The organism is Aeribacillus sp. FSL K6-2833, assembly GCF_037965815.1.
Taxonomy (GTDB): Bacteria; Bacillota; Bacilli; order Bacillales; family Aeribacillaceae; genus Aeribacillus; species Aeribacillus composti.
This window is the reverse complement of record NZ_CP150189.1, coordinates 1,231,913-1,244,688: the sequence shown is the minus strand read 5'-3', so window position 1 is coordinate 1,244,688 and position 12,776 is coordinate 1,231,913. Positions and strand designations below refer to the sequence as shown.

At 39.9% G+C, this 12,776-nt stretch carries 12 protein-coding genes and 1 riboswitch; of the genes, 3 read left to right on the top strand and 9 right to left on the bottom strand.

Annotated features, from left to right (window positions below; all coding sequences use genetic code 11):
• Window positions 1-1,284, bottom strand: coding sequence for an NfeD family protein (locus NSQ94_RS06150; RefSeq protein WP_339230388.1), 1,284 nt, complete (start codon window positions 1,282-1,284; stop codon window positions 1-3).
• Window positions 1,285-1,477: 193 nt separating this feature from the next.
• Window positions 1,478-1,593, top strand: a riboswitch (TPP riboswitch).
• Window positions 1,594-1,728: 135 nt separating this feature from the next.
• Here NSQ94_RS06150 and thiC point away from each other — a divergent pair.
• Window positions 1,729-3,471, top strand: coding sequence for a phosphomethylpyrimidine synthase ThiC (gene thiC, locus NSQ94_RS06145; RefSeq protein WP_063388035.1), 1,743 nt, complete (start codon window positions 1,729-1,731; stop codon window positions 3,469-3,471).
• 47 nt (window positions 3,472-3,518) lie between these two features.
• On the opposite strand, the gene NSQ94_RS06140 is transcribed toward thiC, so the two are convergent.
• Window positions 3,519-4,628, bottom strand: a complete 1,110-nt coding sequence (locus NSQ94_RS06140) for a galactosyldiacylglycerol synthase (protein ID WP_144596761.1) — start codon at window positions 4,626-4,628, stop codon at window positions 3,519-3,521.
• Window positions 4,629-4,770: 142 nt separating this feature from the next.
• On the opposite strand from NSQ94_RS06140, the gene NSQ94_RS06135 reads away from it, so the two are divergent.
• Window positions 4,771-5,325 carry a hypothetical protein gene (locus tag NSQ94_RS06135; protein ID WP_094246242.1) on the top strand — a complete coding sequence of 185 codons (555 nt, stop codon included), beginning with the start codon at window positions 4,771-4,773 and terminating at the stop codon, window positions 5,323-5,325.
• A gap of 478 nt (window positions 5,326-5,803) precedes the next feature.
• Here the strand turns inward: NSQ94_RS06135 and NSQ94_RS06130 are convergent, their stop codons facing one another.
• Window positions 5,804-6,250: a GatB/YqeY domain-containing protein gene (locus NSQ94_RS06130; protein ID WP_063388172.1), complete on the bottom strand. Its 447-nt coding sequence runs from the start codon at window positions 6,248-6,250 to the stop codon at window positions 5,804-5,806.
• Between the two features lie 19 nt (window positions 6,251-6,269).
• A complete protein-coding gene (rpsU, locus tag NSQ94_RS06125; RefSeq protein ID WP_063388032.1) occupies window positions 6,270-6,443 on the bottom strand; it encodes a 30S ribosomal protein S21 in 174 nt (57 codons plus the stop codon).
• A 342-nt stretch (window positions 6,444-6,785) separates the two neighbouring features.
• Here rpsU and NSQ94_RS06120 point away from each other — a divergent pair, with 342 nt between their 5' ends.
• Window positions 6,786-7,733 (top strand): Na/Pi symporter, encoded by a 948-nt coding sequence (locus NSQ94_RS06120; protein WP_082829575.1) that lies wholly within the window; start codon window positions 6,786-6,788, stop codon window positions 7,731-7,733.
• 73 nt (window positions 7,734-7,806) lie between these two features.
• Here NSQ94_RS06120 and deoC read toward each other — a convergent pair whose 3' ends face one another.
• The 5 genes from deoC to dnaJ form a co-directional block, all read right to left on the bottom strand.
• The gene (gene deoC / locus NSQ94_RS06115) at window positions 7,807-8,466 is read right to left on the bottom strand and encodes a deoxyribose-phosphate aldolase (RefSeq protein ID WP_339230384.1); all 660 of its coding nucleotides are present in this window, start codon (window positions 8,464-8,466) and stop codon (window positions 7,807-7,809) included.
• Window positions 8,467-8,535: 69 nt separating this feature from the next.
• Complete coding sequence (gene mtaB / locus NSQ94_RS06110; protein ID WP_339230382.1) at window positions 8,536-9,882, bottom strand: tRNA (N(6)-L-threonylcarbamoyladenosine(37)-C(2))-methylthiotransferase MtaB; 1,347 nt, start codon at window positions 9,880-9,882, stop codon at window positions 8,536-8,538.
• Window positions 9,883-9,887: 5 nt separating this feature from the next.
• Window positions 9,888-10,643, bottom strand: a complete 756-nt coding sequence (locus NSQ94_RS06105) for a 16S rRNA (uracil(1498)-N(3))-methyltransferase (RefSeq protein WP_066250567.1) — start codon at window positions 10,641-10,643, stop codon at window positions 9,888-9,890.
• Between the two features lie 11 nt (window positions 10,644-10,654).
• Complete coding sequence (gene prmA / locus NSQ94_RS06100; protein ID WP_063388027.1) at window positions 10,655-11,590, bottom strand: 50S ribosomal protein L11 methyltransferase; 936 nt, start codon at window positions 11,588-11,590, stop codon at window positions 10,655-10,657.
• Window positions 11,591-11,608: 18 nt separating this feature from the next.
• Window positions 11,609-12,739: a molecular chaperone DnaJ gene (gene dnaJ / locus NSQ94_RS06095; protein WP_063388026.1), complete on the bottom strand. Its 1,131-nt coding sequence runs from the start codon at window positions 12,737-12,739 to the stop codon at window positions 11,609-11,611.
• Window positions 12,740-12,776: the final 37 nt, after the last annotated feature.

The following is a 12,776-nucleotide window of genomic DNA, read 5'->3' as shown; positions in this document are numbered from 1 at the left end:
CTATTCATTTTCATTAATAGCTCTCACAACAATTCGTGAGCCTTCTACTTTAACAATTTTCACTTTTTTTCCTTTCTCAATATACGTCCCTTCTGTCACAACATCCAATCTTTCCTCTCCATCGGTCATTACTGTTCCTGCCGGCCGCAAAGCAGTCACAGTTACACCCGTTTTCCCAATTAAATCTGTACGATTTTGATTGGATACATAACCTTTCTCCGTGCTGATTGAATCATTTAAAATAATTTTTTTAAACCATTTCATACGCTTACCAATCACCTTTGACAAAATGAATATTGTGAATATCGAAATGGAACCGGCAATAAAAAGAGAAACCGCCATATGTCCTATATGATCAGCTGCTAAAAATAAACTTAAAAGGACTGAAAGAAAACCGATTGCTCCAATAATTCCTCCTGGAACAAACAACTCTGCAATTATAAGCAGAACCCCAAGCACGAACAAAACAACCGTTTCCAATCCCGCAAGCCCTGCAATAAAATGACCGAAGAAAAACAAAAACAGCGCCAATAGTCCAATAAAACCAGGAATGCCAAACCCAGGAGTGTACAATTCTAACACAAATCCTAAACCGCTAATTGTTAATAATATCGGAATGGTATACATGTTTGTTACAAAACGGGCTATTTTTTCAGCAAACGTCTCCTCAGTCTCTTGGATTTTTGCACCTTCCATTCCGATCGATTTCAAAAGCTCTGCCCGGCTTTTGGCGATACCTTCACCATACCCGACTTCCATCGCTTGTTTTGCTGTTAATGTTAGTAATTCTCCTTTTTCTGCACCATATTCGGGCATATTCAAGCTGCTGTCTACCATCGTCTCAGCGAACATAGGGTCTCTGCCATGAAGCTCAGCAGCATTTCTCATCTCTGCTTTCCAAAACGATTGCACTTTTACTTCTGCAGCATTGCCATTGGAGTCAATGACAGCCGCTGACCCAATGGTACCGCCAGGATGGTAATATATTTGATCAGCCCTTAATGCTATATAAGCCCCTGCAGAAATCGCATGTTTATTTACATAAGCGATTGTTTTGATATCTGTATCCATAATCATTTTGCCTATTTCTATCGCTGCCTCTAAAGCACCGCCAGGAGTGTTCAATTCAAAAACAATGACATCCGCCTTCTCTTTTTCCGCCTCCTGAATGGATCGTTTAATAAAATGCACCAATCCTTTTTCAATTGTATTTTCAATCGGAATAAAATAAACGGTTTTCCCTTCAGCTGATTTGGCATCAAAAGACGCACAAATAATCGACAAGATGAGCAGCAGAGCGCAAATAGCGAAAAACTTATTGTTTGATTTCAGGCCTCTCCCCCCTTATTTTTTGCCTAATATTATTACGGACAATTGCGCAGAAAGTTTCAAAAATCAACAATTCTACAAACATCATGAAACGAAAAAAATATTTTCATTATTTTTCATATTATGTTACTATTTAAAAAAATATATAACCATCTACTAGGGGTGTCCAATTAGCTGGACTGAGAGAAGAACGCGCCTGAAGTTCTTCAACCCTTTGAACCTGATCTGGATGATGCCAGCGTAGGGAAGTAGGTAGCGGGAGTATTTGTATTGCCTTCTTTTTCTATATTGAATTGATCGGGTTCGTGCTAAAGCGAACCCGTTTTTATTTTTCACATCCCATCTCCCCTCCTATTTTTCTATGCACATCTTCAGATAAAAAAATGGAGGAGGAGAAAAATGAAACATTATTTCGAAAACATGCAGTTTCCAGCAAGCAAAAAAATTTATGTGACTGGGTCAAGACCCGATATTCGGGTTCCGATGAGGGAAATTCAATTAACTCCCACGAAAACGGAAGCGGGAACGTTTGAAAATGAACCTGTAAAGGTTTATGACACGAGCGGTCCCTATACAGATCCTGATTTTCAGGCAGATATTCATAAAGGTTTGCCGGCTGTACGCAAACAGTGGATTTTAGACCGTCATGATGTTGTAGAATATGACGGGCGCCAGGTAAAGCCTGAAGATAATGGATTTCGCAATTGGGAAGATCACAATATTGCCACACCTTTTCATCGAAAGCCTTTCAAAGCAAAAAAAGGTGCTGTCGTTACACAAATGCACTATGCAAAAAAGGGGATCATCACCCCAGAGATGGAGTTTGTGGCGATTCGTGAAAACATGGATCCTGAATTCGTTCGTCAAGAAGTCGCTGCCGGCAGGGCCATTATTCCGTCCAACATTAATCACCCGGAAAGTGAACCGATGATCATCGGCCGGAACTTTCATGTAAAAATTAATGCCAACATTGGCAATTCAGCTGTAACATCGTCAATCGAAGAAGAAGTTGAGAAGATGCTTTGGGCCATCCGCTGGGGCGCTGACACAATTATGGACCTGTCAACAGGAAAAAATATTCATGCAACAAGAGAATTTATCATCCGCAACTCGCCCGTGCCGGTTGGAACCGTCCCGATTTACCAAGCGCTCGAAAAAGTTAATGGTGTTGCTGAAGAGTTAACATGGGAAATTTACCGTGATACATTAATTGAGCAAGCAGAACAAGGGGTCGATTATTTTACTATACATGCCGGCGTGCTGCTTCGCTATATCCCTTTGACCGTCAAACGGACGACCGGAATCGTATCCCGCGGCGGTTCGATCATGGCGCAGTGGTGTATGGCGCATCATCAAGAAAACTTTTTATACACTCATTTTGAAGAGATTTGCGAAATTTTAAAAACATATGATATTGCCGTTTCATTAGGTGACGGCTTGCGTCCCGGATCTATTCGAGATGCCAATGATGAAGCGCAATTTGCCGAATTGAAAACGCTCGGTGAATTGACGGAAATCGCCTGGAAACATGATGTCCAAGTCATGATCGAAGGCCCTGGGCACATTCCGATGCATAAAATTAAAGAAAATGTTGATTTAGAAAATGAAATTTGCAAGGGGGCTCCTTTTTATACCCTCGGTCCATTAACAACCGATATTGCTCCCGGCTATGATCATATTACGTCAGCCATTGGAGCAGCCATGATCGGCTGGTACGGAACGGCCATGCTATGTTATGTAACTCCGAAAGAGCATTTAGGCCTTCCCAATAAAGAGGATGTGCGCCAAGGTGTTGTTGCTTATAAAATTGCAGCCCATGCCGCAGATTTGGCAAAAGGGCATCCAGGCGCCCAAATAAGGGATGATGCTTTATCAAAAGCCCGTTTTGAATTTCGCTGGAACGACCAATTTAATCTTTCTCTCGATCCTGAACGGGCACGCGAATATCATGACGAAACTTTGCCGGCAGAAGGAGCGAAAATTGCCCATTTTTGTTCTATGTGCGGTCCAAAATTTTGCTCGATGAAAATTTCCCACAATTTAAGAAAAATGGCCGGTTCAAGTGATTCTGATTTCGTTCAGGAAGGTTTGAGGCAAAAAGCAAAAGAATTTATAGAGGGCGGGTCATCCCTTTATCGATAAATAATTTTCAAACTAATGCTCCTAGAAGCTTTAATGGCTTCCAGGAGCTATTCATTCATTAAACGTTTGATCAATCCCGCTGGTTCAATCGGAGCTAAACTTTTATGATATTCATCCACTTTCGATAAAAATTTTGATAGCTGCTTAGATTGCAGCGCTCGAATAATGGAGGCCGAAATATTTGTTTCCTCTTGCCAATTTCGAAAATCAAACACCATCCCGAATTTTGTTAATTTCTCCAAATTTATTTCTTCCTGTCCTGGAAGAGTGTGGTATACAAATATAGGAATTTTTTTGTATAAACATTCGCTGATTGTCACACCCCCGGGCTTTGTCATGATAAAATCGACGCGATTGTACAGATCGTTCATTTGTTCTCTTGAAGAGATGTAAGGTAAAGGAGTAATTCGTGGATGGTTTTGTTTTATTAATCGATCATAAAGCTTTCTGTTTTTTCCGCATAACACCATATAATGGATATCATCATCGCGGCTGATTTTTTCCGTTATCTTCTCTATTGAACCGACGCCTGAACTTCCTCCCGAAATTAATCCTCGATAAAAGCGCATGCTATGTACATGTTCATCTTTCCTTTTTGTAAAATTTGGGTGAATAGGAATCCCTGTAACAAAAATCTGTTCTTTTTTTATACCTTTTTCGAGCAAATAATCTTTCATATATGAGTGACCGACAAAATGATAGTCAATTTCTCTTTTTCCCCAAAGGTGATGAATAAAAAAATCTGTGTATACATTGATAACAGGGATGTTGATTTGAGAAGAGGCTTTCAGCCTGGCAAGTAAGTAGGAAGGAAGAGCATGGGTACAAACAATCATTTTCGGATTCAATTCATCAATGATCTTTTTTAAATGCCGGAGAAAAAGTGCCTCATAATGGAAAAACCTTTTGGCGCTCTTTTGTTCCGCGAGCACTGACCTGTGGTACATATGGCTGTATGATTTAGGAAAACGGCCAATCCATTGCAAATAAAAGGAAGATATCAGCCTTTCTATTTTTCCAAATTTCGATGACAAAAGGTCCATTTTTTCGCAATGAATGTCAGGATCAAGCCGTAACAACCCTTCCATTAGGGCATCAGCTGTTTGATGATGGCCTGAAGGTATGGTCAAAAAAGGAAGATATAAAATTTTTTTCATATCGCTCACCATTGTTATTGATGGAGTTCTTTAAAAGTTTTTTCTTAATTTCGCATGGCTATTCGAAAAAAATTTTTTATAAATAAAAACAATTCGTATGCTAAAAAATAAACTGTAAGAAAAAAAGTGAAAGGTGTTGCAAATGGGAAGGTTGAGATATTGTTTTTTTAAGTTTTGGTGCCTATTGGATCCCATTTATTACCTTTGTTCGCGGCTTGAGTATGTGAGGGACAAGGAGAATAATCGTGACATTTTCCGGGTTCGATTGACAAAATATAAAGGAAGGGAAATAATTCTTTCAGACGGTACAAAAATTAAAAAAAATGATCTTCTGTTAAAAATACATCTTCATAACGTCTATTTAATGAAGGAACTGAATCATTTTAAGAGCGAAATTCAAAAAGGAAGATACATTTACTCTAAAACAGAAAAAGGGCTGCCAAATATCGTTCAATACTTGCGGAATCATTCACAATTTCACAATGTGAAAGGGATTATTGGAATAACTATTTTAAATAAAGGCTCTGAACGGCTGGGCTTTGAAACGTTTGCCATTCAAAATCCATTTTATAAATGGTATAAGCTTTTGACATTTACCCCTATGTATTTAATCATTCAATATCGTTTCGATAGCTTGAAGCGGCCGCCGAAATATTTAATGATGTCAAAAGAAAAACTGCTCAAACTATATGGATAGAACGGTTTTCCCTTCATCAAAAAAGAGCGTATGAACAGCTCAGGCGCCGCTTATACGCTCCGTCATGTTGATCCCATTGAGGTTTCAATGAAAATATTTGGGTTAACTCCGAAATAAATCCTTTCCCTTTCAGAGCAAATAGTGCTGTCGTTTTTCCCTGTTCTCACAGCTAGATAGACGTGTGCTCTTTTCGATAGGTTTTCCTTTATTGCCGCCGTATTTTCCCGATAATCTTCATTGAGATCAGCGATCTTTCCGAATGTTTTCCTTCATTGTTGCCCTCTGCTCAATTTTTTGCGGACATTTGCATAGCAGCTATATTCTTTCGCCGACAAGCTTGCTATCAACAACTGAACCACTATTGATGAATTGCAAGGCAGCTACATTCATTAATCGACTGCCGCAGTCCATAGGATGAATCCGCTGCAAAAACTTAAAAGCTTGCCGCACATAGAAAGCGGCAAGCTTTTTACTCGAATTATGAAAGCAAATCCTGAACCAATTTATTGACAAGCGAGCCATCTGCTTTTCCTTTTACTTTTGGCATAACGGCTCCCATTACTTTCCCCATATCGGATTTGGACGTTGCGTTCACTTCCGAAATTGTTGTTTTAATAATTTGTATTAATTCCTCTTCAGATAATTGCTCAGGCATATATTCAGTTATTACTGCAATTTCAGCTTTCACTTTTTCAACTAAATCTGAACGACCTGCATTTTCAAATTCTTGGAGGGAGTCTTTACGTTGCTTTAATTCTCGAGAAAGTACCGTTAATTCCTCTTCTTCAGTCAACTCACTTTTTCCGAGTTTAATCGCTTCATTTTGCAAGGATGCTTTTACCATGCGAATGACTGAAAGGCGATCTTTCTCTTTATTTTTCATCGCTTGCTTCATATCTTGATTTAAACGCTCAAGAAGACCCATAATTAATATACACCCTCTTTTAATATTTACGCTTTCTTGCAGCTTCAGATTTTTTCTTGCGTCTTACGCTAGGCTTCTCATAAAATTCGCGCTTTCTATATTCCTGCAAAGTACCAGTTTTTGATACTTGGCGTCTGAAGCGGCGAAGAGCATCCTCAAGCGATTCGTTTTTACGTACGATCGTTTTAGACATCCTTTTTCCCTCCCTCCGAACAAAGCCAGTTCATGTTCCTTATCAAAAAGAACATTTACTAAGTTAGTATAATATAATCGATTTATTTGGTCAATGTTCAAAACATCTTTCCTATTCCTTATGACTTTTTTTTACCGGACAGGTTTACAAGACTGTTTTATATCAGCTTTTGTATGGAAGAATTTCCAAATTCATCATGTATATAAGGAAATGATTCAAGATCGTTTGAAAGCCGCTAAACAGCTGTCTGAAAAAATATAACTAGTTCGATTGAAAAAAATTACTCGTTCATAAGGTCTTATTGTGACACCTTGTCCATAGACTGTTGATGAGGTGGTTTTCATGGGAATGCAATTGCTGTTATTATTTTTTTCTTGTTTCCTTTTATTTTTTTGCGGAATGGCAATGATGAAATACGGATTTCAGCAAATGTCCCATAGGCAGCTGGAGAAATGGCTGTACAACTGCACGAATGCCCCAATCAAATCCTTTCTAACCGGCATGATTGCAACAGCTCTTGTTCATAGCAGTTCTCTAGTGATGGTGATTACAGTTAGTTTTGTTTCCGCTGGTTTGTTAAAGTTTAAAGATGCAATTGGAATTATTTTAGGTTCCAATGTCGGGACGACCTTTACGACCGAATTTCTAGCCGTTGAAATAGATGACTATTTAGGGATGATGTTTGCAATTTCTCTTCTTCTCATGCTTTTTAAAAACAGAATTTTATTTTCATTAGGCTGTTCATGCTTCGGCATATCGTGTATTTTTTTAGCTTTGAACGGGTTTGAAAAAGCTGCTTTTCTTTTGTCTGACCTGCAGGTTATGTCTGATCTACTTTCCAAATCGAGTGACCATTTGCTTTTTTCTGTCGGAATAAGCGCGGTCTTCACCGGAATTATTCAATCATCAACTGCATTAATCGGAATTGTCATGAGCTTTATGAACGAACAGCTGCTGCCATTAGAAACAGGATTAGCTTTTGTTCTTGGCGCAAATATCGGCACCTGCATTACAGCTTTATTGGCCTCGATCGGCTCTAAACAAGAAGCGAAATATACTGCTTTTGCCCATCTTTGGCTGAATGTGTTTGGAGTGATCCTGTTCGTTCCGCTTATTCCTTTTTTCGCAAATAATTTAAAATTGTTAACAAATGAACCAGATTTCCAAATCGCTCACTTTAGTCTGATTTTTAACCTGATAACTTCTTTAATCATTCTCCCGTTTGCGAATCAATATGCAAATTTTGTATTATGGTGGACAAAAACTATTTCAGCATGGATAAAAAAATAATCCCGCAACAAACTGCGGGAAAACTTTTTTAAACTAAATGTAAAAAATCCAGCAATTCTGTGATTATAATAGATTAACGTTCACTTCCTTTTATAATCGCCACTCCAGAACTAGTACCAATTCTTGTCGCACCGGCTTCTATCATCATGATCGCAGTTTTATAATCGCGGATTCCGCCAGATGCTTTCACGCCGAATTTCGGACCTACTACTGCACGCATAAGCTTCACATCGTCAACTGTTGCACCACCGGTAGAAAATCCTGTCGATGTTTTGACAAAATCTGCTCCGGCTTTTACAGCTAGCTCACACGCTTTTCTTTTCTCATCAACATTTAATAGACATGTTTCAATAATCACCTTTATCAAAGCTTTTCCGTTTGCCGCTTCAACGACAGCACGAATATCTTCTTCAACTGCATGATAACGCTGATCCTTTAATGCGCTGATGTTTATCACCATATCTAATTCCGCTGCACCTTTTTGAACCAACTCTGTCGTTTCATATGCCTTTACTTCAGTAGTTGTTGCTCCAAGCGGAAAACCAATCACTGAGCAAACTTTCATATCTGATTTTTGCAGCAAATTAGCTGCTGTTTCCACCCATACGGGGTTAACACAGACAGATGCAAATCCGTACTCCTTCGCCTCAAAACAAAGCTTTTCAATATCTGCCTGCGTGACATCCGGCTTTAAAACAGTATGGTCAATATACTTCGCAATATCCCTTTTCATGAGAAGGCTCCCTTCATAAAAAGTGGTACAGCTTACATCAAAGTCTGTTTTACGCAAGAAAAAGCTAGATTAAGAAGACTTCTGTAAATAGTCTTCATCGACTATACGGACTACTTGTCCTTCATTATATGGATAGCCAGCCTTAGTTAATTTCACCTTCACAATTTTCCCAACCATCTCTTTCGTCGCCGGAAAAACAACTTTTAAATAATTGTCCGTATATCCTTCATATTTGCCGCTGTCTGGAGCTTCTTTATAAGGTTCTTCTGGAATAACCTCCAGTACTTGTCCCTCAAATTTTGAGGCATATTCTTTTGCTAGTTGATCGCTTAATGCGATCAGCCGGTGTACGCGTTCGTTTTTTATGTCTTCGTCAACTTGATTTTCCATTCGGGCAGCTGGTGTTCCTGTCCGCTTCGAATAAGGGAAAACATGAAGCTCAGAATAACGGTGTTCTTTAACAAAGTTGTATGTTTCCATAAATTCTTCTTCCGTTTCACCCGGGAAACCTACAATCACATCAGAAGTTACCGCAAGCCCAGGCAAAGCTTCCCGCAGCCGTTTCAGACGCTCAGCATAAAATTCCGTCGTATATTTACGGCGCATCCGCTTTAAGACGCTGTTTGATCCTGATTGAAGCGGTATATGCAAATGGCGGACAATTTTATCGGACGTTTTCAGCACTTCAATTACTTCATCAGTTATTTGGCTCGCTTCAATTGAAGAAATTCTAAACCGCTTTAATCCTTTCACTTCAGAATCAATATCGCGAAGAAGCTGCGCAAAATTATAATCTTTTAAATCTTCCCCATATCCTCCTGTATGGATGCCGGTTAAAACAATTTCTTTGTATCCAGCATCCACCAGCTTTTGAGCCTGTTTAATCACTTCCTTTGGATCCCGGCTCCGCATGAGACCGCGTGCCCACGGAATAATACAAAACGTGCAAAAATTATTGCAGCCTTCTTGTATTTTTAAAGACGCCCGCGTCCGGTCTGTAAAGGAAGGTACGTCCATCTCCTCGAATACCCGAGCTTTCATAATGTTTGTCACACCGTTGATCGGCTGGCGCTCCTTCTTAAACTGCTCAATATAATCGAGCATTTTTTTTCGATCTTGTGTACCGACAACGATATCAACCCCAGGAATGGCCATGACTTCTGCGGGTGCCGTTTGCGCATAACAACCTGTAACGCAAATAACACTGTCAGGGTTTTTGCGGATCGCTCTCCGTATTACTTGGCGGCTTTTTTTATCACCTGTATTCGTCACCGTACAAGTGTTAATGACATATACATCCGCAATCGCTTCAAAATCCCGGCGCTCATATCCCGCTTCTTTAAATAGCTGCCAAATAGCTTCTGTTTCATAATGATTTACCTTACATCCTAATGTATGAAAAGCAACAGTCGGCATGTTTTTCACCTCGACAGTTCAAAATGATAGGATACTGCAGATAATAAATAAAGAGGAGCCGTTTCCGCCCGCAATATTCTCGGACCTAGCCCGCATAAAAGAAAGCCGTTATCGGATAACTGCTTAATCTCCTCGGCTGTAAAACCTCCTTCTGGTCCAAAAACAGCGAATAATGATCCTCCCCGCTGCAAAGAATTTAAAGCACGAAATAAATTGCTCGTTTCACCTTTTTTTGCATGCTCTTCATAAGCGACAATTTTTACATCGGCTGATGCAGCATAAGAAATGACATCCTTTAATGAAGCTGGCTTCGTCACCTCAGGAATTATGGTCCGATGTGACTGTTCCGCAGCTTCTTTCGCAATTTTATTCCACCGCTCTAATTTTTTATTTATTTTACCTTCATTTAATTTTACAATTGAACGAGCAGCATTAAAAGGGATAAACTTGGAAGCACCAAGCTCCGTCCCTTTTTGAATGACGAGCTCCAATTTATCCCCTTTAGGCAGCCCATTCGCTAATATCACTTTTACCGGAAGCTCTGAATTGTTCTCGATCCACTCTAAAATGGAACAGCATACTTTATCGGCAGATATTTGAACAATTTGGCAAAGGGCTGAATATCCATCCTTTGTTACACATATAATTTGATCATTCTGTTTCATCCGCATCACCCGGGAAATGTGGTGGACATCTTCCCCGGTGATGTCAATAATATCAGTTAATTCTTTTTTTGCATAATGAATAAAATAACGCTGCATCTTCAATCCCTCTATTTTTTTGCGATAAAGGCGACCCAATCTTCCATCGTCATCGTCTCTTCAATCGTAAAACCAGCTTCGATTAAAGCTTGCTCCACTTCGTGTTTTTTGTTTTGAATAATTCCGGAAGTAATAAAATAACCGCCGTTTTCTAAACGCTCATGCGCATCACGAACAAATCGCAATATGACTTCAGCTAATATGTTTGCAACAATTACGTTTGCTTTAACATCGATATCGTCCAACAAATTGTTTTGCTTGACTTGAACAAGATGCTGCACTTTATTCAATTTAACATTTAATCGCGCGCTGTCCACTGCAACTGGATCCAAATCAAGTGCGATGACTTTATCGGCCCCCAGCAAAGCACTCGCGATGCTCAATACGCCTGACCCTGTACCGACATCAATTACAATATTTCCCTTTTGCACCTTTTTTTCAAGTGCTTGTATGCAGAGAACTGTTGTTGGATGGGTTCCAGTTCCAAACGCCATACCAGGATCCAATTCAATGATCAGTTCATCGGTGTGAGCAGGTTCATACAGCTCCCATGTGGGGACAATCGTAAATTTTTTTGAAACCTTCACAGGACGGTAATATTTCTTCCAAGCGGTAGCCCATTCTTCCTCATTAACTTCACTAATTGTAATATGGTTCCGCCCCAAATCAATATCATACAACAGCAGGTTATTTATCCGTTCTTTTATCCCTTCCACCGTCTCGCCTAAAAAGCTATTCACAGGAAGGTACGCTTTAATGATGACACCTTCATCAGGATAGTCTTCAGGATCAAGCTGATATATTTCTCCATATTGATCTTCTCTTTCTTTTATAAGATCATACGGATCTTCAATAACTACTCCACCAGCACCCGCTTCATGTAAAATATTAGAGATAGGTTCAACCGCTTCTTCCGTTGTATGGATGCTAATCTCTGACCACTTCATTTTAGTAACCCCAATCCTTTAATCTCCTTTAAACGCCCGCTTCACTTTATCAAAAAAACTTTCTTCCTGTACATCAGGTTGATTCCCGCTGATAGCCGCAAATTCCCGCAGCAATTCTTTTTGTTTTTCCGTAAGGTTAGTTGGTGTAACGACGCGAACAGTTACATATTGATCTCCTATGCCATGGCCGTGAACATTTTTGATCCCTTTTCCAGACAGTCTGAATTTTCGGCCTGTCTGCGTGCCTGCAGGTATTTTTAATTTCACTTTACCGTATAAAGTAGGAACTTCAATCTCATCTCCAAGCGCAGCTTGTGCGAATGTCAGTGGCATTTCACAATAGATGTCATCACCATCGCGGACGAAAAATTCGTGTTCCTGTACGTGGAAAACAATATATAAATCACCTGATGGACCGCCGTTAATTCCCGGCTCTCCTTTCCCTTGTATGCGGAGCTGCTGACCGTCATCTACACCAGCTGGAATTTTTACTTGGATTTTTCTGCGTTTCTTCACTTTTCCGCTGCCGCCACAAGTTGTACAGCGATGTCTGATAAATTTACCTGTTCCGTTACATTGATAACAAACGCGCCGATTCACAAAAACACCAAAAGCTGTTCGCTGCTCTGAGCTGATTTGACCCGAACCTCCGCAATGCGGACAAGTTTCCGGAGTAGTACCAGGTTTCGCTCCTGAACCGTGGCAAGTATCACATGTTTCTTCGCTAGGAATTTCAATTGTCGTTTCCTTTCCGAACGCAGCTTCTTCAAATGAAATCGTCATCGTATATTGAATATCTGCACCTGCTCGAGGAGCATTCGGATCTCTTCTTCTTCCTCCGCCAAAGATCGAACTGAATAAGTCATCAAATCCAAATCCCCCGAAATCCGCTTCAAATTCTTCACCGTTAAAGCCGCCGAAGCCTTGAGTAGCACCTGCATGACCGTAGCGGTCATATTGGGCTCTTTTTGTGTCGTCGCTTAACACTTCATACGCTTCTTTTACTTCTTTGAATTTTTCGGGCGCGTCTGGGTCTTTGTTAATATCCGGATGATATTTTTTGGACAGCTTGCGATAGGCTTTTTTAATCTCCTCTTTTGTTGCGTTCTTACTAACTCCAAGCACCTCATAGTAATCACGCTTCGCCATATATTCACACTCCCGATTTCTCACATAGAGTAAATTT